The following is a 21,771-nucleotide window of genomic DNA, read 5'->3' as shown; positions in this document are numbered from 1 at the left end:
AACGCCACGCCAGCGGTAATGACGGTCTTCTTTCGACTTGCTTGCATGAGGCTGCCCACATCCACTCAGTGATTACGCGGCCGGCCGGGCATGGGAGTCCTCCAGCATTCCATCGCTCAGATTCCAGCCCGCCTGGATTTGCTCGCGGATCATGTTTCGCGTGGCGTCTTCCGTCAATTCCTTGGACCCGTGTTCCTTGATGGCGTTGACCGCACTCTCCTGTGTCTGCACATTGGCAGATTCCTGCGCTTCGTTCAGCTTCCCTCCACTGTCGTAGAGGGCCTGGTCCAAAGCTCCGTCGAGCTGTTGCATGTCGATGATGCGGTCGACGGCCATGCCGGAGATACCGCCGAAGAATCCACTGACCGCTGCCGCCGTCGCGGCCACGGCGGGTGACGTGCCCACCAGAGCGACGGTACCCACGCCGACACCGGCGGACAGGATGGACTTGACGACGTCGCCCTTGGTCTTCAGGGCGGCGTTCGCCTCCTTCTCGGCATCCAGGTCGCCGGCGATCTTGGCGTCTGCGACCGAATGCCCGACGATGCCTTCGATAATCCCGGCGTTCGTGGAAATGGCCCTGACTGCGTCTTCCGTCTTCCCGCTGAACCGCTCGGGCTGGGCGACGTGCGCTTCCAGCGAACTGGCCGTGTAGACGCTCTCTCCGACAATGATCGCGGCGCGCCCCATGGGATCCCTGGCCGTCTCGTACAGGAAGCGCGTGACATCCAGCTTGTCCAGGCCGCCGGGATCCTGGCTGTTGCTCCAGAAGATCGACTCGGCTCCCTGGCCCGACAGCGACCGGCTGATCTCCGGCATGTACGCCGCCGCCATGTCCCCGAAGCTCTCACCCGTGGCCTTGTTCACCAGCTGGGCGCCGGTCTCCGGCTGTGCGACCGCGTGCATGACCTGCTGCATCAGCGCGACCTGCGCCTTGCTGTGCGGCCTGACGTCGGTCGCCTTCTCGCCGTCCCCGTACCCCGTCACCGCCGCCTCGAGGGCGTGCGCCACCGCTCCGTCGCGGTCGGTGTAGCGGATGCTCTGCACCGTGTGCTCGAACACCTCCTTGTCACCGAAGGTGTTCAGCGCGGCCTCGGGATTGTGCGACAGCGCCTTCATGAAACCGGTCACCGGGTCGGCGCCGTTGTCCTTGCCGAAGACCAGGTCCGTGACCGTGCCGGCCTCCCACAGGTCATTGGTGCCCATGCCGACAGGATTGGCCGCCGTGGACATGTCCTTCTTCATGAGCTGCTTGCCGTACGCGTCCAGGAATTCGGAGTCGTACTTGCCGTGGTGCATGAGGCTGCTCATGACCTGATAGCCCAGGGCGCCGTTCACACGCATCGGCTCGATGGAGTTGTTCCTGAAGGCCGTGGTCGCCTCGTCCAGGACACTCTTCTTCCACTGCTGCATGCCCTCCGCGTCGGAAAGCGTGGCCGTGGCGAGCGTGATGCTCAGGTCCTTCTGGAAGCTCTGGAGCTGCTTGAGTTCATCGCCGCGCGCTCCCGCGTGGATCTCCGCGACATCGTTCCAGAACTGGAGCGTGGCCTTGCCACCCAGCTTCGAGGCGAACTGTGCGGCGAAGAGCTCGTCGTCCTTGTACTTGGCGACGGTCCGCTGGAACTCGGCGAACTCCTCCGGCGACATCTTCGTGGCGTCCTTCGCCAGCTTGGCCATGGCGTCGGCCGCTTTCATCGCGTCGGCGGCGGAGTCCCGGTCACCGTACGTGGCGCCGGAGAAGCCGTAGTCGGCCTGCTCGGCAAGGGCCCGCAGGGCGCCGGCGGCCGTGGAGTCGCTGGTCGTGGCCTGGGTGAGGATCCGCTGGATGGTGTCCCGCAGCGCCTCTGCCTTCTGCTCCGAACCGGGCGGCGCCGGTTGACCGGTGACCTCGACGCGGAAGCGACCGCCCTTTTCTCCGGAGACGGACAGCTTGTCCTTCTCGAAGCCGTCGTCGATGGCCTTCCTCAGCTGGTCCCGGTAGCCGACGAGCTCGTCGTGGGTGTCCTTGAGGATGTTGTGGATCGAGGTGGCCTGGGCGAGGGCGTCGGAGAACTCACCGGCCGTCTTGGAGATGAACGTACGGGACACGGTGGCGTTGACACCGGTCCAGGTTGCCCTGTCGGCCTTGGCCTTCATGTCGTCCTGCGCCCGCTTCTCCAGGGTCGTCAGGTTCTTGACGACCGTGGCCCAGTCGCCGATCGCGGTGCTGAGCGCGGAGAAGTTGGCGTTGCGCAGTGCTTCGAGGTCCATCAGCGCTTCGCCCCCTCGTCGAAGCCCTTGTCCAGGGTCGCGATGCTGCTCACGGTCGACGTGATGTGGTACTCGTCGCCCGCGTGGGCCTTCTGGGTGAAGTCCATGTGGTTGGAGATGTGGGCACAGGCGTCGAGCAGCGTCGTAAGGGACTTCTCCCACCGGTCCTGAACCGTGTGCAGGGCGCTGCCGAGCGCGAACTCCTGCGACGTGAGGTCCTTGGCCGCGGTCTGGCTGCTGGACCAGGCGTCACGGCCGTAGCGGCCGAGGTCCTCGAACAGCTTGAACGCGCTGTCGCCGACCGCGGCCAGGTCCTTCTGCGAGACCGTGAGGTCGCCCTGTCCGGCTCCGCCCTTGCCGCTCGGAGCCTCGTTCAGTTGCATACGCGAGGAACTTCTGCCGTTGGCGTCGGCCTTCAGTTGCTCCCATTCGTCCCATGCCATCTGATGGGCTCCCTTCCCCCGTGCGGACAAGCGAATGATCGACGTTCCGGACGGAAACGGACGCAAGACGTCCGGGACACGTCATTGGATGACCCTACACAAGGCAAAGGGCGGACTTGCACGGGGAGTTGGGGCGACCGTCCGGAGGCCTGACCCCCAACCGTTCTCCTCCGGCCCCCGCCCTACCCCCGCGCCAGCGACAGCAGGTCGCGGGCCGGCCCCGTCGGGAGCGGGCCCGTCGGCCAGACCGCGCGCAGGGCGCGGTGGAGGTGGACGCCCTCGACCGGCACCTCGACCAGGCGGCGCGAGGCGAGTTCCTCGGTGACCGCGAGCTCGCTGAGGACCGCCGGGCCCGCGCCGGTCACGGCCGCCGCCTTGACGGCCGTGGTGGAGGCGAGCTCCAGCAGCGGGTCCGCCAGGCCGCCGTGGCCGGCGAGGGCGGCGTCCAGGACCTGGCGGGTGCCGGAGCCGTACTCGCGCAGCACCAGCGGGGTCGCCGCCAGCTCCGCCGGGGTGACGGGGCCGCGGCGGCGGGCCCAGCGGTGCGAGGGCGCGGCGACGACCACGAGCCGGTCGTGGGCGACGACCACGGCGTCCAGGCCGTCCGGCACGGCGAGTCCCTCGACGTACCCGAGGTCCGCCTCGCCCGCGAGCAGGCAGGCGGCGACGGCGGCCGAGTTGCCCGCCTGGAGCGAGACGGCCGTGTCGGGGCGCTCGGCGCGCAGCGCGATGAGCCACCCGGGCAGCAGGTACTCCGCGATGGTCATGGAGGCGGCGACCCGGAGGCGCGAATCGCGCCGGTCCCGCAGCGCCTGCGCCCCCACGTCGAACGCCTCCGCCGCCTCCACCACCCGCCGCGCCCAGTCGGTGACGAGGGAACCCGCGTCGGTCAGCCGCGAGCCGCGCGGCGAGCGGTCCACCAGGGCGACACCGAGCTGCCGCTCCATGGAGCGGATCCGGCTGCTGGCGGCCGGCTGCGTGATGCCGACCTCGCGCGCGGCCCGGCCCAGGCTGCCGTGCCGGGCGACGGCGAGCAGCAGTTCGAGGGCTCCGAGGTCGGGGACGCGATGCGACAGGCTCATAACTTCAGTTTATGGGGTCATAGGGACAAGATCCCTGGTGATGGGCATCGGCGCAGTTCACGGTGGGTGGATGGCAACAACGCTCGCGCAGTACACCCCTCTCCCCCGCGTCCCCCGCACCCTGGCGGTCCGCCATCTCGGACCCAACTGGTACGCGACGGTGATGGGTACCGCGATCGTCGCCGGCGCGGGTGCCGCCCTGCCCGTCCGGGTGCCCGGTCTGCGCACCGCCTGCACCGCCGTCTGGTCCCTGTCCCTGCTGATGCTCGCCGTGCTGCTCGTGGCGCGGACGCTGCACTGGACGCACCACCGCGACCAGGCCCGGGCCCATCTGCTGGACCCGGCGGTGGCGCCGTTCTACGGGTGCGTGGCCATGGCCATGATGTCGGTCGGCGGAGGCGCCCTCACCGTCGGCAGGGACTGGATCGGGCTGGACGCGGCCCTCGCCCTGGACGGCGTCCTGTTCGTCCTGGGCACGGCCCTCGGCGTGGCGGTCGCGGTCACCGTCCCGTACCTGATGGTGGTGCACCACCGGATCGAGGCCGCCTCTCCGGTGTGGCTGCTGCCGGTCGTGGCGCCCATGGTCTCCGCCGCGCAGGGCCCCTTCCTCGTACCGCATCTGCCGCCGGGGCAGTGGCAGGGGACGCTGCTGCTCACCTGCTACGGGCTGTTCGGGCTGAGTCTGTTCGCGGTGCTGCTGATGCTTCCGCTGGTCTTCGGGCGGCTGATGACGGGCGGGCCGCTGCCCCTCACCCTGACGCCGACGCTCTTCCTGGTGCTCGGGCCGCTGGGCCAGTCCACGACGGCCGCGAACAACTTCGCCGACGCGGCACCGCACCTTCCCTACGGGACGACGCTGGCCGTGCTGTACGGCGTGCCGGTCATGGGCTTCGCCCTGATGTGGCTGGTACTGGCCGGTGCCCTGCTGGTGCGGGCGCGTCGCAGGGGCATGGGGTTCGCGATGACGTGGTGGGCGCTGACGTTCCCGGTGGGGGTGTGCGTGACCGGCGCGGAGGGGCTGGCCCGGCACACCGGACTCACGCCGCTGCTGTGGCTGGCCGTGGCGCTGTACGCGCTGCTGGTGGCGGTCTGGCTGGTGGCCGCCGCCCGGACCGTACGGGGGCTGGTCAGCGGAGCGCTGCTCGCAGCGCCGCCGGTGCCGTCGCCAGGGACGGCCCGTACCAGGTGAGGTGGCGCCCGTCGACGAGCGCGGCGGGGATCCCCTCGAACGCCTCGGGTCCGTCGTCCGCCGTGAAGCGGTACGGCTCGTCCGGCAGGACCACCAGGTCGGCGCCGGAGGCGCGCAGCTCGTCGAGCGGGACGCGCGGGTAGCGCTCGGCGTGGTCCGCGTACACGTTGACCACACCCAGGCGGGCCAGCAGGTCACCCGCGAAGGTGTCGCGGCCCAGCACCATCCAGGGGCGGCGCCAGATGGGCACGACGGCCCTGCGCGGGTACGGGCCCGGGGTGAGCGCGTCCCAGGCCGCCTCGGCCTCGTCGAGCCAGCGCGGCCGGGTCCGTACGCCGCAGGCCCGCAGCACGCGGTCCAGCTCGGCGAAGGCCTGCTCCAGGGTGCGCACCTCGGTGACCAGCACGTCCAGTCCCGCGGCACGCAGGGCGGCGAGGTCGGGGGCGCGGTTCTCCTCCTCGTTGGCGAGGACGAGGTCGGGGCGCAGGGCGGCGATGGCGTCCACGTCCGGGTTCTTGGTACCGCCGATACGGGTGACGTCGAGGCCTGAGGGGTGGGCGCACCAGTTCGTGGCACCGACGAGCAGGCCGGGCGCCGTGGCGGCGACGGTCTCGGTCAGGGAGGGCACCAGGGAGACGACCCGGGTGCGCACGGCCGCCCCGTGCCCGGCCCCCGCGCGCTCGGCACTCGTGCGCTCGGCCCCCGTGCGCTCGGCACTCGTGCGCTCGGCACTCGTGCGCTCGGCCCCCGTGCGTTCAGCCATCGCGGGGCGCCGTCCCCATGTGCTCGGCGACGGCGACGACCAGGATGCGGGTGGCGGGCCCGGTGGCGCGCCAGCGGTGGCGCACGCCACCGGAGAGGTACAGCGTGTCGCCGCGTTCCAGCCGGTAGGCGCGGCCCTCGGCCTCCACCTGGGCGGCGCCGTCGGCGACGTACAGCAGGGCGTCGTTGCGCAGGACGAGCTCCCGTCCGGCGTCGTGCTCGCCGGTGAACTCGTCGGCGTGCATCTGGTGCTCGCCGCGCACCAGCGGCCGTACGCCGGGCACGCCGGAGGCGTCGTCGGCCCGTACGACGTCGACGGTGCGCGTCGAGTCGGCCGCGTAGAGGAGCTCCACGGCCGTGGTCTCCAGGGCGTCCGCGACGCGCTCCAGGGAGCGGGTGCTGGGCCGGGCGCGCTCGTTCTCGATCTGGCTGAGAAACGGCACGGACAGTCCACTGCGCTCGGCCACCGCGGCGAGGGTGAGCGAGAGTGCTCTGCGCCTCCGGCGGACGGCCGCGCCCACGCGAAGCGTCTCCTTGTCGTCCATCTCTACGGCTCCCTCCCTCTCCGACCACCTTACGCAGCGTCGGTACCACCGAGTAGCGCAACGGGAGGGAAAGGCGCGATAGGGCGGGCCTCACGCGCACGGTGAGACTAGGGCCTGTCTTTCGGATCAGGCCGGATAAGGGAGCGGGGTCTGGTGCCGTACATCGCAAGGCGGAGGAGGGAGCCTCCCCCGTTGCCCGAAGGGCTACGGGGGCCATTGGCGACCGACGACAACGCGGCGTGGGGGCACCCCCAGGCGAAGCTCTGGGGGAGCGGCACCAGGGCACGCGAGCCCGGCAAGATCCGGAAGACAGGCCCTTAGCCCGGGCACTTCCGGCACAACGGAATGGTGATGCCCTTCACTGGCGTGTCAGTCCGGTGTCGGTGGGTGGTGCATGATCGGTGGTGTGACGCGACGCCTGATGCTCCTCGACACCGCCTCCCTGTACTTCCGCGCCTACTTCGGGGTCCCCGACTCCGTGAAGGCCCCGGACGGCACACCCGTCAACGCCGTGCGCGGGCTGCTGGACTTCATCGCCCGGCTGGTCCAGGACCACCGGCCGGACGAGCTGGTGGCGTGCATGGACGCGGACTGGCGGCCGCACTGGCGGGTGGAGCTGATCCCGTCGTACAAGGCGCACCGGGTCGCGGAGGAGGCCGCTCCGGGGTCGGGCCCGGACGAGGAGGAGATCCCGGACACGCTGTCGCCCCAGGTGCCGGTGATCGAGGCGGTGCTGGACGCGGTGGGCATCGCCCGGGTCGGCGTCGCGGGGTATGAGGCGGACGACGTGATCGGCACGCTCACGGCGCGGGCGGCGGGGCCGGTGGACATCGTCACCGGGGACCGCGATCTGTACCAGCTGGTGGACGACGCCCGGGGCGTGCGGGTGCTGTATCCGCTCAAGGGCGTCGGCAGCCTCCAGGTCACGGACGAGGACTGGCTGCGGTCGAAGTACGGCGTGGACGGGCGGGGGTACGCCGATCTGGCGCTGCTGCGCGGGGACCCGAGCGACGGGCTGCCGGGGGTGCCCGGCATCGGCGAGAAGACCGCCGCGAAGCTCCTGGCGGCGTACGGGGACCTCGCCGGGATCATGGCGGCGGTCGACGATCCGGCGTCGAAGCTCTCGCCGGCGCAGCGCAGGCGGCTGGCCGAGTCGCGGGAGTACGTGGCGGTCGCGCCGAAGGTGGTGCGGGTCGCCGACGACGTGCCGCTGCCGGACTTCGACCCCGCGCTGCCGGCGGGGCCGGTGGAGCCGGAGGCGCTGGACGAGCTGGCGGCGCGGTGGGGGCTGGGCGGCTCGCTGGACCGTTTGCTCTCCGTGCTGCGGGGGTGAGGTGTTAGCTTAGGTAAGCCTAAGCAACCATGTTCGGGGAGAGACGGGGAGACCACCGTGGCGCAGCAGCCCGCCCGCAAGGCACCAAAAGCCCGCGAAGCTCGTGTCGTTCGTACCGAGCGGCTCACGCCGCACATGGTGCGGGTGGTCCTCGCCGGCGAGGGGCTGTCCGATTTCAGCGCGGACGAGTTCACCGACCACTACATCAAGCTGCTCTTCCCGGCACCGGGGGTGACCTACCCGGAGCCGTTCGACATGGACCGCATCCGGGAGGAGTTCCCGCGCGAGCAGTGGCCGACGACCCGGACGTACACGGTACGGGCGTGGGACGCCGCCCAGCGCGAGCTGACCGTCGACTTCGTCGTCCACGGCGACGAGGGCCTCGCCGGCCCGTGGGCCGCCTCCGCGCAGGTGGGCGAAACGATTCGCTTCCTCGGCCCGGGCGGCGGGTACGCGCCGGACCCGGCGGCGGACTGGCACCTGCTCGTCGGCGACGAGAGCGCACTGCCGGCGATCGCCGCGTCGCTGGAGCGGCTGCCGGAGGGCGCCGTGGGGCACGCCTTCGTGGAGGTCGACTCCCCCGACGACGAACAGAAGATCGCGGCTCCGCCCGGCGTCGAGCTCCGCTGGTTCCACCGCACCGGCCGCCCGGTCGGCGAGGCGCTCCTCACAGCGGTCCAGGACCTGGACTTCCCGCCCGGCGACGTCCACGCCTTCGTCCACGGCGAAGCCGGCTTCGTCAAGGACCTCCGCCGCCACCTCCGCCAGGACCGCCAGATCCCCCGCGAACGGCTCTCCATCTCGGGCTACTGGCGCCTGGGCCAGACGGACGAGGCCTGGCGCGCGATCAAGCGCGACTGGAACGCCCAGGTGGAACGCGAACAGGAGCCCCCCGCGGGCCCGGCGGCCGCCTGAGCCACCTCCGGGCCGCCGCAGCCACCGGTCCCGGCCCCGACGAGCCCTGCCGTCCCCGCACCCCGGCCCGCCACCGCAGAGAAGGACGAGACACGCACGCCCTGAAGGGCCGGGGCCCCACTGGAGCCCGGGCGCGCCGCGAAGCTGCGCCCCGGGGCGCAGCCCCGCTGGGCCCAAGGCGCCGGCCCCTGGGTCCGGGGCGGATCACGGCTGCGAACCGATCGGCGATGGCCCGGTCACGGTCGCTGGTCATGTACCGGTCGAGGGTCCTGGAGACGCCGCTCCGCGATACCGGGTCGGGTGTCAGCTCACGGACGTGGCCTCCGTGCGGCCCCGCACGATGATCTTGCCGGTGTTCTCGCCGCGCAGCATTCCCAGGAACGCGTCCACGATGTGCTCGAAACCGTCGACCACCGTCTCGTCCAGAGCGAGCCGACCGCTCTGCAGATGCGGCACGGCGAATTCGTACAGTTCCTCCTGCACATCGCGGTGGTTGCTGACCAGGAAGCCCTCCATGCGGATGCTCTTCTCCACGATGTCCGCGTAGTCGAAGCGCGGGTGCGACGCGCCGGGGGTGTTGTACTGGCTGATCGTGCCGACGCGGACGATGCGTCCGAACTCGCGCAGCGCTCCCACTGCCGCGGCCAGTTGCTCGCCGCCGACGTTGTCGACGAACACGTCGATGCCGCCTGGTGCGGCCTTGCCGAGCAGGTCGGCGGCGGGCCCGTCGTGGTAGTTGAAGACGGCGTCATAGCCCACCTCCCGCGTAAGGTGGTCTGCCTTCGCTGCCGAGCCCGCGCTGCCCACGAGCCGTCCGGCGCCGAGCAGTCGGGCGAATCGCCCGGTCGCCGTGCCGACCCCGCCCGCCGCTGCCGACACGAACAGGTCCTCGCCCTCCTGGAGCCGGGCGATCCGGGTGAGGCCCACATAGGCGGTCAGGCCGGTGCCGCCGAGAGTGCTCAAGTACGCGGTCAGGGGCACCCCTTCGAAGCGGGGCAGCTGTCGGACCTCCTCCGGTGTGACCGCCGCGTGCGTGCGCCAGCCCTGCCGGTGGAACACGATCTCGCCCTCGGCCAGATGGGGTGTGCGCGAGGCGATGACTCGCCCTATGGTGCGGCCCTCCAGCGGTGCGTCGAGCGCGAAGCCGCCGGGCACATCGTCCATCAGCTCGCGGTGATACGGGTCGACGGACCAGTAGAGGTTTTCCACGAGCGCGCTGCCGGCTGCGGGCTCGGGAAGCGGGGACTCGATGAAGGCGAAGTGCTGGGCGGTGGGAAAGCCGTGGGGGCGGGCGATCTGATGCACGGTGAGCGCGGTCGTGTTCATGACCGGACCGTAAGGCGGGAATGCGCCACCTGGGCAGTCGGTTGGGCTCATGCGACCGACCGTTCCATGAGCAGTCCTCATATCTCGAGGTGAGCGCCCTGTGGCCCGCAGTACCGACTCCGATCTCGCCCCCCACGAACTGCGCGTCCTGGTGGCGGTCGCGGACACCGGCGGGTTCTCGGCCGCGGCCGGGACACTCGGTCTGACGCAGTCCGCGGTCTCCCACTCGGTGCGCGGCAGCGAGCGCAAGATCGGTGCCGTGCTCTTCGACCGCGGCCGCACCGGCGCCCGTCCCACCCTCGCCGGAGACAAGGCCGTGGCGTACGCCCGCCGCATCCTGCGCCTGCTGGACGTCCTGAACGCCGAGGCGCGCGGCGCGGCCCGGTTCGACGCGGCGGAGGGGCCGCTGCGGATCGCGGCCTTCCGCAGCGCGGCTCTCCACCTGCTGTCGCCCGTCCTCCAGCGGCTACGCGTCCGGCATCCCGGGATCGAGCCGCGGGTGCGGATCGTACGCGAGGTGGGGCGCGGCACCGCGGGCGAAGTGGCCGACGGGAGAGCCGACATAGCCATCGCCACACTCGGCGGCTCCGTGCCGCCTCCACCGGGTCTGGTCGCGAGCCGGCTCCTCGAAGAGCCGTACGCCCTGGTGCACCCGAAGGGTCACGCCGCCCCGCGCTCGCTGCCGCTGGTCGACTGGGCGGAGAACTGCGGCTCGTACACCCGCGACTGGTGGGCGGCACAGGACTGGATCCCGAAGGCGACCGTCGAGGCCGAGGATGACGGAGCGGTGCTCTCCCTGGTGAGCGGCGGTCACGGAATGGCGATCATGCCTGCGCTCTCCTTGGTCGGAGCGGCGAACTCGGTCGCGATCACTGATCTCGGTCTCGATCGCCCGACACGCCAGGTCGGCTATGTCACCACCTCCGAACTGGCCGGATCCGCCGTCGTGCGCGCCTTGGTGAGGGAATTGCGGGCGGTGGTCCCGCAGTGCGTGGGCCTTGCTCGACAGTGAGGCTTGATCAGGTCGAGCGTCGCGTGAGCGCAGATCCGCCTGGGGGATCAAGCCGAGCAACTCCGAAGCCGCCCTGGGCACCGCGTGGCAGATTCCTTCTTACTCCCGCGCCTCGCCCTCCTCCTCCCCATACCGCCGCGCCGACGCATCCACATGCGCCAACCGCCGCAACGCCGCGAACACCGCCTCCCCCAGCACCGTCCCGACCACCGCGCTCTCCACCAGGTCCTCGCGCCTGGCGCCCCCCGCCACCCACGCGAGATCCGCCGCGGCGACTCGCTCCGCGGCCTCCGCGTAGGTGTCCAGCACCTCGAAGAAATCCGCGTGCCCCACCTGCCGCAACGCGGCCAGCGCACCCGCGAGCGCGTCCAGCGCGGGGTTCTCGTCCCCGACGCGCCACCCCCGGTCCGCCACCAGCTCCTTCGCCGTCACGCGCGCCGCCTCCCGCTCCGGGTCCGCCTCGCCGCCGCTCGACGCCGTCAGGCGGTGGGTCGCCTCGCCCAGCACCTTGTGGACCGGCCGCTGGGGGTCGTCGATCGCGTCGAGCACCTCGCGCAGGGCCGCAACGGACAGCCCGCCGACGTCGATCAGGGCCCGCACCAGGCGGAGCCGCCGCTCGTGGGTCTCGTCGTAGGACGCCTGATTGGGGCTGGTCAGCCGCCCGGCCGGCAGCAGCCCTTCCCGTACGTAGTACTTGATCGTCGGGACCGACACCCCGGTCCGCCGACTCAACTCGCCAATGCGCATGCCCGCGTCACCCCTTGCCTTGAGAACTCCCATCATAGATAGTCTCGCTATCGGATAGCTCCGCTACCCAAAACTGGGGGTTCCCATGTCCTTCTCGCACCGGCTGTCGTCGCTGCACCGGCCTCTCCTCCTCCTCTCCGCCGCCATGGCCCTCCTCGCCGGCGTCTCCGCCGTCGGACTGGTCATCGACGACCGCGTCCTTGCCGGGGCGCCGGTCTGGGCCAAGCCGTTCAAGTTCGCGGTCTCGTTCGTGGCGTACTGCCTGTCGCTCGCGTGGATGCTGTCGCTGCTGCCGCGCTTCCGGCGCACCGGCTGGTGGGCGGGGACCGTCGTCGCCACGTCGTGCGCCGTCGAGATGGCGATCATCACCTTCCAGGCGGCCCGGGGACGACGCAGCCACTTCAACCACGCCACGCCCTTCGACAGCACGCTGTACGACGCCATGGCGGGCACGGTCGTCGTGCTGTGGAGCGCGACGCTCGTCATCGCCGTCCTGCTGTTCCGGGCGCGGTTCGTGGACCGGGCGTCCACCTGGGCCCTCAGGCTGGGCGCTCTGCTGGCACTGGCCGGCGCCGGAATCGGTTTCCGCATGACACGACCCGCGCCGGGTCAGCAGCCGGGCGCCTCCGAGGTGGTCGGCGCGCACAGCGTCGGCGTACCGGACGGCGGTCCGGCCATGCCCCTCACCGGCTGGTCGACGACCGGCGGCGACCTCCGCATCCCGCACTTCGTCGGCATGCACGCGCTCCAACTGCTGCCTCTCTTCCTCCTGCTCCTCGTCGCCCTGGCGCCCCGGTTCGCCCGGCTGCGCGACGAGCGTGTACGCCTGCGCCTGGTGCTCGTGGCCTCGGCGGCGTACGCGGCCGTCTTCGCCCTGGTCACCTGGCAGGCGCTGCGCGGTCAGCCCCTGGTCCACCCGGACGGCGCGACACTCACCGCAGCGGGGGTCGTCGCACTCCTCACCGCAGCCGGCGGCTGGGCCGCGCTCCGTACGACGGCGCCGGCGACCGGTGCCCACCCCACGCACCTGGAGCGAGTGGCATGACCGTCATCCTCTTCGAGCTGTCCTTCTATCTGGCCGCGCCCGTCTGGCTGCTGATGATCCTGGCGCCCCACTGGCGATGGACCACGCGGATCGCCTCGTCCCCCCTCACCGTCGTACCCATCCTGCTCGTCCATCTGGGCCTGGCCGTCCCGGTGTTCCCGGAGCTCTGGGCCGCCGTACGCGAGCCCGATCTGGAGACCTTCCGCGACCTGACCGCCCTGGCGGACGGGGCCGGAGCGGTCTGGGCCCAGGTCATCGCCTGGGACCTGCTGATCGGACAGTGGATCTTCCTGCGGTCGCGCGAACTCGCCCTGCACCCGCTGCTCGCCGGGCCCCTGCTGATCCTGACCATCCTCCTCTCCCCCATCGGCCTGCTCGTCTTCCTGGCCGTACGAGAGGTCAGAACTCGGCGCACCGGGCCCACGGGCCCCTAGGGGGTGTCTTATCGATCTTGCCGGGCTCGCGACGCCTGGCAAGATCGATAAGACACCCCCTAGCCTGAACGCATGCACCAGTACGAGCGCGTCACCGGCACCGTCCTGGGCTCCGCCGTCGGCGACGCCCTCGGCGCACCCTTCGAGTTCGGCCTGCCCGGCGTGTACCGCGCCCGGTTCCCGGACGGCGTCGGCGAGATGTGCGGAGGCGGGGGCTGGGACCCGGGCGAGGCCACCGACGACACGCAGATGGCGGTGCTGGTGGGCGAGTCTCTGCTGGAGCGGAGCGGCCTCGACCTGCCGGACGTCTTCGACCGGTTCCGGCGCTGGGCGGCGGGCCAACCCAAGGACATCGGGCTCCAGACGGAGGACGTCCTGACCAACGGCGAGCCGTGGGACCTGGCGGCCGCGCTGCATTTCCAGCTCAACGGCCGCGCGGCGGGCAACGGTTCCCTCATGCGGGCCGCCACGTCCGCCGTGTACTTCGCGGGCGCCGGACGTACCGGCACCATGGCGGCCGCCCGGCGGATCGCGGCGCTCACGCACGGTGACCGGGCCGCGTGGGAGGGTACGGCCCTGCTGCACGAGCTGATCCGCGTGGCACTGGAGGGCGCCGACCCTGTGGCGGCGGTTCCGGACGCCCTCGCCGCCGTGCACCCGGGCCATCGGGCGCGGTGGACCGCCGTCCTGGCGCCCGGCTGGCATCCGGCTGACGCCACCGAGTTCAACGGCGCGGTCTGGCCGTGCCTGGGCTCCGCGCTCTGGGCCCTGCGGACGACCGGCTCCTTCGAGGAGGCCCTGGCGGCGGCGATCGACCTGGGTGGCGACACCGACACGGTCGCGGCGGTGACGGGCGCACTGGCCGGCGCCGTGTACGGCGCGGCCGCCATCCCCGCGCGCTGGACGTCACCGCTGCACGTCCCTCTCCCGGGATACGGCGACCGGGTCCTGCGCGCCCCCGAACTCGTCGCGCTCGCCGAGCGTCTCGGCGCGCACCCACACTGAGGGCCCGGCCGGAGCGATCCGACCGGGCCCTCACCTCTCCACGGGGTGAAACGCCGTCAGCCCACCGAGCTGTACGCCACCACACCCCGCAGCAGCCCGTCGACCGCCTTGCGCGCGCTCTTGGCGACCGTGCTGTCCTCCCTCGGCGCCGCGGCCGCGATCTGGCCGAGGACGTCGATCACCTGCTTGCACCACCGGACGAAGTCGCCGGCCGGCATCTCCGTCTCGCGCAGCACCTCGTCCAGGCCGCTGCCGGAGGCCCACTGGTGGGCCGCCCAGGCGAAACCGAGGTCCGGCTCGCGCTGGCCGACGCCCTCGGTCTGGTTGATCCTGAACTCCTCCTCCAGGGCGTCCAGGTGGCCCCAGATGCGGACCATCTCACCGAGCGCGGCCTTCGTGCGGCCCGTCGGCAGCTTCGGTGCGACGGCGTCGTCCGACTGCCGGGCCTCGTACACCAACGCCGAGACGCAGGCGGCCAGTTCCGCGGGGTTGAGGCCCTCCCACACGCCCTCGCGCAGGCATTCACTGGCCAGCAGGTCCAGTTCGCCGTAGAGCCGGGCGAGCCGCTTGCCGTTCTCGGTCACCTCGTCGGCGCGCAGGTAGTCCATCTCGGTCAGCAGCGCGACGATCCGGTCGAAGGTGCGGGCGATGGTGTTCGTCCGCCCCTCGATGCGCCGCTCCAGCTGGCGCGTGTCCCGCTGGAGGCGGTGGTACCGCTCGGCCCAACGGGCGTGGTCCTCGCGCTCGTCGCACCCGTGGCAGGGGTGCGCGCGCAGCGCCTTGCGCAGCCGGGCGATCTCGCGGTCGTCGGCCGCCGCGGAGCGCTGCTTGCGGTGCCGGTCCGGGACGATGTGCCCGGCCTTGGAGCGCAGCGCGGACGCGAGGTCGCGCCGCGACTGCGGGGAGCGGGGGTTGAAGGTGCGCGGGATGCGCATCCGCTCCAGGGGCTCCACCGGCACCGGGAAGTCGATGGCGGCGAGCCGCTTGACCTGCCGTTCGGCGGTGAGCACCAGCGGGCGCGGCCCGTCGGCGTGCTCGAAGCCGCGGTGCCCGTTGGACCGGCCGGCCGGCAGGCCGGGGTCCAGGACCAGCGCCAGGCCGGCGAACTTGCCGGTCGGCACGTGGATGACGTCACCGGGCTTGAGCTTCTCCAGCGAGGAGGCGGCCGCCGCACGCCGCTGCGCCGCGCCCTGCTTGGCCAGTTCGGTCTCGCGCTCCTTGAGCTCGCGGCGCAGCCGCGCGTACTCCTCGAAGTCGCCGAGGTGGCAGGTCATGCCCTCGCGGTAGCCCTCGAGCCCCTCCTCGTTGCGCTGGACCTGCCGGGAGATGCCGACCACCGACTTGTCCGCCTGGAACTGCGCGAACGACGTCTCCAGCAGCTCGCGCGAGCGGTGCCGCCCGAACTGGTCGACCAGGTTCACCGCCATGTTGTACGACGGCTTGAAGCTGGAGCGCAGGGGGTAGGTGCGCGTGCCGGCGAGGCCCGCGAGGTACTCCGGGTCCATGCCGCGCTGCCAGAGCACGACGGCGTGGCCCTCGATGTCGATGCCGCGCCGCCCGGCGCGTCCGGTCAGCTGGGTGTATTCGCCCGGGGTGATGTCGGCGTGCTGTTCGCCGTTCCACTTGACGAGCTTCTCCAGCACCACGGACCGCGCGGGCATGTTGATGCCCAGGGCGAGGGTCTCGGTGGCGAACACCGCCTTGACCAGGCCCCGTACGAAGAGCTCCTCGACGACCTCCTTGAAGGTCGGCAGCATGCCGGCGTGGTGTGCGGCGATGCCCCGCTCCAGGCCTTCGAGCCATTCGTAGTACCCGAGGACGTGCAGGTCCTCCGTCGGGATGGACGCGGTGCGCTCCTCGACGAGCTCCCGCACCCGCCGGCGCGACTCCTCGTCGTTGAGCCGCAGCCCTGCGTACAGGCACTGCTGTACGGCGGCCTCGCAGCCGGCGCGGCTGAAGATGAAGGTGATGGCGGGCAGCAGCCCTTCGGCGTCGAGCCGCTCGATCACCTCGGGGCGTCCGGGTGTCCAGATCCGCGAGCGCTGGCGCCGCTCGCGCTCCCGGTCGGCCTCGCTCATCCTGCCGCGCCGCCGGTCACGGCCGTTGAACGGGCGGGAGTTCTCCATGCGGGCCAGGCGCAGCAGATCGGGGTTGACCTCGCGCCGGGCGGAGCCGCGGCCGCCGTGGTCGGTCTCCTCCTCGAAGAGGTCGTACATCCGGCGCCCGGCCAGCACGTGCTGCCACAGGGGGACGGGACGGCTCTCGGAGACGATCACCTCGGTGTCGCCGCGGACGGTGTCCAGCCAGTCGCCGAACTCCTCGGCGTTGGACACGGTCGCCGAGAGCGACACCAGCGTCACCGACTCGGGGAGGTGGATGATCACTTCCTCCCACACGGCGCCGCGGAACCGGTCGGAGAGGTAGTGCACCTCGTCCATGACCACGTAGCCGAGGCCGCGCAGCGACTGGGAGCCCGCGTACAGCATGTTCCGCAGGACCTCGGTGGTCATGACGACCACCGGTGCCTCGGAGTTGACGCTGTTGTCACCGGTCAGCAGGCCGACCTTCTCCGGCCCGTAGCGTTTGACCAGGTCGGCGTACTTCTGGTTGGACAGCGCCTTGATGGGCGTGGTGTAGAAACACTTGCGCCCCTGCTCCAGGGCGAGGTGCACGGCGAACTCACCGACGATGGTCTTGCCGGAGCCGGTGGGGGCCGCGACGAGTACGCCCTTGCCTGCCTCCAGGGCACGGCAGGCCTCGATCTGGAACGGGTCCAGCTCGAAGTCGTACAGGTCGCGGAAGGGAGCGAGCGCGGTCGCCTGCTCGGCGGCGCGGCGCCGGGCCGCCGCGTACGCCTCCGCGGGTGTGAGGTCTTCTTGGGTCATCTTGTTATCGAGCGTACCCGCCACCACTGACAGTCAGCTCGATCTTTAATCCGCCTTGCACAACGCCACGGTCCGCAGCGGTACGGGGGCGCGGCGTGACCGGACCTCAGGTGATGTCGTCGTAGCCGTTCAGCCGCTGCGGACGGGAGCCGGCGGCGTCTCCGGTGGCCTGCTCGGGCAGCGCGGCGCGCGCGGACGGCACTGCCTCCACCTCGCCGATCGGGGCGGGGGTGAGGTCGACGGGAGCGGCCTCGTCGTCGTCCAGCTCGGCGTCCGGGTCGTTCCGCCGTCGCCGCTTGTCGTTGAGGAGGGCGATGCCGACGGCCAGGAAGTACAGCAGGATGATGGGCCCGGAGAGGGCGATCATGCCGAGCGGGTCCGTGGACGGGGTGGCGATGGCGCCGAAGACGAAGATGCCCATGATCACACCGCGCCACCAGCCGGCCATGCGCCGTCCGGTGACGATCCCGGCGGCGTTGAGCATGATCAGCAGCACCGGCAGCTCGAAGGAGAAGCCGAAGATGAGGACCATCCGGACCGTGAAGTCCAGGATCTTGTCGACTTCGAGCAGGTTGGCCGCGGGGTCCGGCGTGATGCTGAGCAGCACGCTCATGCTCACCGGCATGATCAGGTACGCGACGTAGACGCCGGCGGCGAAGAGCGGGACGGCGGCGGCGGCGAAGTAGTACGTGTACTTCTTCTCGCTCTTGTGGAGGCCGGGCGCGACGAAGGCCCACAGTTGGTAGAGCCAGACGGGGCACGACAGGACGATGCCCGCCATCAGGACGACCTTGACCGTGGTCGTGAACGGGGACAGCAGGTCGTTGTAGACGATGGTGGCGCACTTGCCACCGGTCTCCATGACTCCCTTCGGGCACCGCTCGACCGGTGACGAGAGGAAGTCCATCAACTCCTGGCTGTAGAACGCCGCGGCGATGGACGTGATGGTGATCGCCAGCATGGCCTTCGCGAGCCGGTTGCGGAGCTCGCGCAGGTGGTCCGCGAGCGGCATCCGCCCCTCGGGGTCCTTCTCCTTCTTACTGCGGGCAGGCTTGAGCAACCCACGTCCTCATCTCGTGCGGCAGGCCGTCCGCTCGGCGGTCGGCCTTGGGTCAGCGCTGGGTGGTGTCGGACGGCTCGGTGACCGGGCGGGCGCTGGTCACGTCACCGGGCGCCGCCTTGATGGTGCGCTGGGCCGGGGGCTGCTCGGCCGGCGGGTCGGCCGGGGCGGGCTGCTGCCCGTCCGCCTTCATGGCCTTGGCCTCGCTCTTCAGGATGCGGGCGGACTTGCCGAGCGAACGGGCCATCTCCGGGAGCTTCTTGGCGCCGAAGAGGAGGACGATGGCCAGGACGATGAGAGTGATCTCAAGAGGGCCGATCTGTCGGAACATAACTGTTGTCTACCTTCTCACCGAGGCGGCTTGGGGCGGGCTCCCGACCGGTGAACCGGACTGATGTCCGAGCCAACGGCCGTCAGGATCGTAACGCGCGCGGGTAAACGCCCGGCAATCCCTGTGCGTACTCCCGTTTGCGGCGGATTTCAGCGAAACCGCCGCAACCAGCAGCGTACCTGCCGGGAGTGGACGCGAGGAGGTCGCGTGCGCTATCGCGTCACCGCAGCGTCTCCCCCGCACGGGCCAGATCGGTGGCCGCGCGTTCCAGGTCCTCGGCCGCGCGATTGATCCGCTGCGTGGTGTGCGTCACTTGACGTCCGAGGCGCTGGGCCTCGATGAACACCCGGATGCCCAGGACGCCGAGGACGGCGATACCGAGGAAACCGAGGGCGATGGCGAGCATGGGCCAGAACATGCGCAGAGCCTAGACCTCGTCAGACGGTGGAGTGGAGCCGCAGCGTCCGCACGCCGCCCCCGGTGAGGAGCTCGACGATGCGCGCGCCGGCCGGTTTGCGGACGGCGGAGCCGCACGCGGGGCAGGTGAAGGAGTAGAAGGTGGTACGCCGACTGGCGCCGATGGCGAGCCGGAGGCAGCCGGCGGAGAGCTCGCAGCGTGCGTGGCACTCGGAGCAGGCGGCCCTGAAGAGGACCGGCGCGAGCGGCGGGGACAGGGACAGGGTTCCGGTTCCGGTGGCGGCTCCGGCCCCGGCACGGGTGCCGGCACCGGCGGCGCTTCCGCTTCCGCTTCCGACGCTGGTCCCGGTTCCGGGCGTCGCGGACATATCGCTCAATTCCCTCGACTTTTCATCCACTCGTCGGCTCCCACATGGCCGGTTCTTCGCGGTCGCCCCCGACGACCGTCGCCGTCTGGAGCCGTCGGGCCCGTCGGACCCGTAGGACGCCATCGGACCCGTCGGCCGCCGCGTCAGACGCCGTCGTACGCGGCCAGCGCCTCGGCGGCCGCCCGCCGCGCGCTCTCGGCGAGCTCCGGCGGCGAGACGATCCGCCCGTCGCGCCCCAGCCGCAGCGCGAGCCGCCGCAGCGACGCCGGGTCAGGGGTGCGCACGGTGACGCGCAGGCCGCCGTCGGGCAGCTCCTCGGCGCTGTCGTGCGGGTAGTACTCGGCGACCCAGCGGCCGCCGGGGCCCACCTCGATCACGACCTCGGGGTCGTCGGCCGACGGCTGGACGAGCCCCTCGGACAGGTCGCGCAGCTCTATCTCCGGCGGCGCCGACGGCTCGTCGAGGATCCGGATCTCGGCCACCCGGTCGAGCCGGAAGGTGCGCCGCGCCTCGGAGAGCCGGCACCACGCCTCCATGTACGTATGGCCGACCGCGAAGAGCCGGATCGGGTCGACCTCGCGCTCGGTGAGCTCGTCGCGCGCGGGAGAGTAGTACCGCACCCACAGCCGGCGCCGCTCCGAGATGGCGCGGTCGACCTCGGCGAAGACGCCGCCCTCGGACTCGAAGGTCACCGAGAGGCGGGAGCTCGCGCCCGCCGCCTCACCGGCCGCGGCCTCCAGCTTCGCGGTGGCGCGCAGCAGCGCCTCGCGGTCGCCCTCGCGCAGCCCCGGCAGGGTGGCGACGGCCCGCGCGGCGACCAGCAGCGCGGTGGCCTCGTCGGCGGCGAGCCGCAGCGGCTCGGCGGCCTCGGCGGCGAGGGCGGCCGGGTTGTGCCACCAGATCCGCTCGCCGTCGGTGTCGATGTCCAGCAGGTCGCCGCCGCGGAAGCTGGTCCCGCACATGGGCAGCACGTCGAGGTCGGAGATCAGCTCGTCCTCGGTGATCCCGAAGGCCCGGGCGACGTCGCCGACGTGCGCGCCGGGGCGCTCACGCAGGTACGTCACCAGGGACAGCATCCGCCGGGTCTGGTCGATCGCGTTCGTGGCCATCGTTTCGTACGTCCCCCTCAGCCCTTGGCCACGGCGCGCAGCCGGTCCACCACGTCGGCCCGCAGATCGGCCGGTTCCAGTACGACGACGTCCGGCCCGAACTCGACGAGCCAGGCGTCCAGGCCGTGCCCGTACGGAATCTCCAGCTCGTCCCAGCCGTCACCCAGCTCCGTCACGGACAGGGCGCGGGCGCGCAGCGGGTAGCCGCAGTCCGTGCGCAGCCGGATCCGCGCGGAGCGGGCCGCGCTCTCCCCCGCCCACCGCTCGACGGTCTCGCGGACGGTCGAGACGTCCGGTACGGGCGCGGTGAAGGCGCCGGCCCGGGAGCGGACCGTGCCGGTGATCCGGGAGAGGCGGAAGACGCGCCCGGCGCCGCGCTCGCGGTCCCAGCCGGCCAGGTACCAGTGGCCGCGCCAGCACTCCAGCGACCACGGCTCGACCTGGCGGGTCTCCGGGCGGGCGGCGTTGGCCTTGCGGTACTGGAAGACGACCGGGCGGCGGTCGCGGCAGGCCAGCATGAGCGGTTCGAAGGCGGCCTCGTGGACCGGGATGCGCGGTTCGAGCGCGCTGTGCCGGTCGTCGAAGGTGTCCTCGGCCTCGGGCATGCCCGCGGCACGCAGCTTCTGCAGGGCGCCGCTGGCGGCACCGGCGAGGCGGGCCTGCTGCCACACCTTGGCGGCGAGGCCGAGCGCGGCGGCCTCCTCGGCGTCGAGCTGGACGGGCGGCAGGCGGTTGGAGTCGCGGCGGGCAAGATAGCCGGTCTCGCCGTCGAGGTTCTCCACGGTCTCGATGACCAGGCCCAGTTCGCGCAGGTCGTCCTTGTCGCGCTCGAACATGCGGTTGAAGGACTCGTCGGAGCCGGCTTCCAGGTACGCCTCGATGGAGCCGCGCAGCTCGCGCTTGCTCAGCGGACGGCGGGTCCCGAGCAGGCACAGCGCCAGATTCATCAGCCGCTCGGCCTTGGCAATCGCCATCGACGCCCTGCACCCACCTCTGCTCGTGGAGACACTCTCGCCGGATGACGGTACCGCCCCGGGGTGTCGTGGCAAAAGCCGAGGCCCATGCCGTGGAACGGCATGGGCCTCGAACGACCGGTACGACCGGTACGACCGGGAAACGGCCGCGGGCGTCAGCCCTAGCGGACGGCCACCAGGTCGCAGACGAAGATCAGGGTCTCGCCCGGGGCGATGGCGGAACCGGCGCCACGGTCGCCGTACGCGAGGTGCGGGGGGATGATCAGCTGGCGGCGGCCGCCGACCTTCATGCCCTGCACGCCCTTGTCCCAGCCCTCGATGACCTGGCCGACACCGAGCTTGAACTCCAGCGGGGTGCCGCGGTTCCAGGAGGCGTCGAACTCCTCGCCGGTGGAGAAGGCGACACCCACGTAGTGGACCTTGACGAACTGGCCGGCCTGGGCGACCTCGCCGTCGCCCTCCCAGACGTCCTTGATCTCAAGGTCGGCCGGCGGCTCGCCGCCCGGGAAGTCGACCTCGGGCTTGTCGTTGCTCACGGG

Annotated in this window: 22 protein-coding genes; 7 read left to right on the top strand and 15 right to left on the bottom strand. The window is 71.6% G+C overall.

Features of this window, described 5'->3' with window-relative positions:
• Positions 1–72: 72 nt before the first annotated feature.
• The 3 genes from AB0A69_RS18150 to AB0A69_RS18140 form a co-directional block, all read right to left on the bottom strand.
• Positions 73–2,250: a hypothetical protein gene (locus tag AB0A69_RS18150; protein ID WP_361422252.1), complete on the bottom strand. Its 2,178-nt coding sequence runs from the start codon at positions 2,248–2,250 to the stop codon at positions 73–75.
• On the bottom strand, positions 2,250–2,693 hold the full coding sequence (locus AB0A69_RS18145; protein ID WP_361422249.1) for a hypothetical protein: 444 nt from the start codon (positions 2,691–2,693) through the stop codon (positions 2,250–2,252). The genes AB0A69_RS18150 and AB0A69_RS18145 overlap by 1 nt, the downstream gene beginning before the upstream one ends.
• A gap of 182 nt (positions 2,694–2,875) precedes the next feature.
• On the bottom strand, positions 2,876–3,775 hold the full coding sequence (locus tag AB0A69_RS18140) for a LysR family transcriptional regulator (RefSeq protein ID WP_361422246.1): 900 nt from the start codon (positions 3,773–3,775) through the stop codon (positions 2,876–2,878).
• 70 nt (positions 3,776–3,845) lie between these two features.
• On the opposite strand from AB0A69_RS18140, the gene AB0A69_RS18135 reads away from it, so the two are divergent.
• On the top strand, positions 3,846–4,964 hold the full coding sequence (locus tag AB0A69_RS18135) for a TDT family transporter (protein ID WP_361422243.1): 1,119 nt from the start codon (positions 3,846–3,848) through the stop codon (positions 4,962–4,964).
• On the opposite strand, the gene AB0A69_RS18130 is transcribed toward AB0A69_RS18135, so the two are convergent.
• Positions 4,903–5,727, bottom strand: a complete 825-nt coding sequence (locus AB0A69_RS18130) for a helical backbone metal receptor (protein ID WP_361422240.1) — start codon at positions 5,725–5,727, stop codon at positions 4,903–4,905. The two genes, AB0A69_RS18135 and AB0A69_RS18130, sit on opposite strands and share 62 nt — an antisense overlap.
• Positions 5,720–6,271, bottom strand: coding sequence for a helix-turn-helix domain-containing protein (locus AB0A69_RS18125; protein ID WP_361422237.1), 552 nt, complete (start codon positions 6,269–6,271; stop codon positions 5,720–5,722). The genes AB0A69_RS18130 and AB0A69_RS18125 overlap by 8 nt, the downstream gene beginning before the upstream one ends.
• A 421-nt stretch (positions 6,272–6,692) precedes the next feature.
• Here AB0A69_RS18125 and AB0A69_RS18120 point away from each other — a divergent pair, with 421 nt between their 5' ends.
• Together AB0A69_RS18120 and AB0A69_RS18115 are read left to right on the top strand one after the other, a co-directional pair.
• Positions 6,693–7,604, top strand: a complete 912-nt coding sequence (locus AB0A69_RS18120; RefSeq protein WP_361422481.1) for a 5'-3' exonuclease — start codon at positions 6,693–6,695, stop codon at positions 7,602–7,604.
• 57 nt (positions 7,605–7,661) lie between these two features.
• The gene (locus tag AB0A69_RS18115; RefSeq protein WP_361422234.1) at positions 7,662–8,519 is read left to right on the top strand and encodes a siderophore-interacting protein; all 858 of its coding nucleotides are present in this window, start codon (positions 7,662–7,664) and stop codon (positions 8,517–8,519) included.
• 303 nt (positions 8,520–8,822) lie between these two features.
• On the opposite strand, the gene AB0A69_RS18110 is transcribed toward AB0A69_RS18115, so the two are convergent.
• Positions 8,823–9,845 carry an NADP-dependent oxidoreductase gene (locus tag AB0A69_RS18110; protein ID WP_361422231.1) on the bottom strand — a complete coding sequence of 341 codons (1,023 nt, stop codon included), beginning with the start codon at positions 9,843–9,845 and terminating at the stop codon, positions 8,823–8,825.
• Positions 9,846–9,945: 100 nt separating this feature from the next.
• Here AB0A69_RS18110 and AB0A69_RS18105 point away from each other — a divergent pair, with 100 nt between their 5' ends.
• Positions 9,946–10,857: a LysR family transcriptional regulator gene (locus AB0A69_RS18105; RefSeq protein ID WP_361422229.1), complete on the top strand. Its 912-nt coding sequence runs from the start codon at positions 9,946–9,948 to the stop codon at positions 10,855–10,857.
• 99 nt (positions 10,858–10,956) lie between these two features.
• On the opposite strand, the gene AB0A69_RS18100 is transcribed toward AB0A69_RS18105, so the two are convergent.
• Entirely contained in the window at positions 10,957–11,604 is a 648-nt protein-coding gene (locus AB0A69_RS18100) for a MerR family transcriptional regulator (protein ID WP_361422226.1), read from the bottom strand.
• 85 nt (positions 11,605–11,689) lie between these two features.
• Between AB0A69_RS18100 and AB0A69_RS18095 the strand changes: the two genes are divergently transcribed.
• The 3 genes from AB0A69_RS18095 (at position 11,690) to AB0A69_RS18085 (ending at position 14,088) form a co-directional block, all read left to right on the top strand.
• Positions 11,690–12,649, top strand: coding sequence for a hypothetical protein (locus AB0A69_RS18095; RefSeq protein WP_361422223.1), 960 nt, complete (start codon positions 11,690–11,692; stop codon positions 12,647–12,649).
• On the top strand, positions 12,646–13,083 hold the full coding sequence (locus AB0A69_RS18090) for an ABA4-like family protein (RefSeq protein ID WP_361422220.1): 438 nt from the start codon (positions 12,646–12,648) through the stop codon (positions 13,081–13,083). The genes AB0A69_RS18095 and AB0A69_RS18090 overlap by 4 nt, the downstream gene beginning before the upstream one ends.
• 72 nt (positions 13,084–13,155) lie before the next feature.
• Positions 13,156–14,088 carry an ADP-ribosylglycohydrolase family protein gene (locus AB0A69_RS18085; protein ID WP_361422217.1) on the top strand — a complete coding sequence of 311 codons (933 nt, stop codon included), beginning with the start codon at positions 13,156–13,158 and terminating at the stop codon, positions 14,086–14,088.
• 56 nt (positions 14,089–14,144) lie between these two features.
• On the opposite strand, the gene AB0A69_RS18080 is transcribed toward AB0A69_RS18085, so the two are convergent.
• The 8 genes from AB0A69_RS18080 to AB0A69_RS18045 form a co-directional block, all read right to left on the bottom strand.
• Positions 14,145–16,973, bottom strand: a complete 2,829-nt coding sequence (locus tag AB0A69_RS18080; protein ID WP_361422214.1) for a DEAD/DEAH box helicase — start codon at positions 16,971–16,973, stop codon at positions 14,145–14,147.
• 106 nt (positions 16,974–17,079) lie between these two features.
• A complete protein-coding gene (gene tatC, locus AB0A69_RS18075; protein ID WP_361422211.1) occupies positions 17,080–18,033 on the bottom strand; it encodes a twin-arginine translocase subunit TatC in 954 nt (317 codons plus the stop codon).
• A 52-nt stretch (positions 18,034–18,085) separates the two neighbouring features.
• Positions 18,086–18,364, bottom strand: coding sequence for a Sec-independent protein translocase subunit TatA (tatA, locus tag AB0A69_RS18070; protein ID WP_361422208.1), 279 nt, complete (start codon positions 18,362–18,364; stop codon positions 18,086–18,088).
• Positions 18,365–18,584: 220 nt separating this feature from the next.
• Positions 18,585–18,782 (bottom strand): hypothetical protein, encoded by a 198-nt coding sequence (locus tag AB0A69_RS18065; RefSeq protein WP_361422205.1) that lies wholly within the window; start codon positions 18,780–18,782, stop codon positions 18,585–18,587.
• A gap of 19 nt (positions 18,783–18,801) precedes the next feature.
• The gene (locus AB0A69_RS18060) at positions 18,802–19,044 is read right to left on the bottom strand and encodes a hypothetical protein (RefSeq protein WP_361422478.1); all 243 of its coding nucleotides are present in this window, start codon (positions 19,042–19,044) and stop codon (positions 18,802–18,804) included.
• Positions 19,045–19,292: 248 nt separating this feature from the next.
• On the bottom strand, positions 19,293–20,258 hold the full coding sequence (locus AB0A69_RS18055) for a WYL domain-containing protein (protein WP_361422202.1): 966 nt from the start codon (positions 20,256–20,258) through the stop codon (positions 19,293–19,295).
• Between the two features lie 17 nt (positions 20,259–20,275).
• Complete coding sequence (locus AB0A69_RS18050; RefSeq protein WP_361422199.1) at positions 20,276–21,232, bottom strand: WYL domain-containing protein; 957 nt, start codon at positions 21,230–21,232, stop codon at positions 20,276–20,278.
• A gap of 161 nt (positions 21,233–21,393) precedes the next feature.
• On the bottom strand, positions 21,394–21,768 hold the full coding sequence (locus AB0A69_RS18045) for an FKBP-type peptidyl-prolyl cis-trans isomerase (RefSeq protein WP_361422196.1): 375 nt from the start codon (positions 21,766–21,768) through the stop codon (positions 21,394–21,396).
• Positions 21,769–21,771: the final 3 nt, after the last annotated feature.

The organism is Streptomyces sp. NPDC045431 (genome assembly GCF_040646655.1).
Taxonomy (GTDB): domain Bacteria; phylum Actinomycetota; class Actinomycetes; order Streptomycetales; family Streptomycetaceae; genus Streptomyces.
The sequence above is the reverse complement of the archived record's forward strand: the minus strand, read 5'-3'. Positions and strand labels throughout refer to the sequence as shown.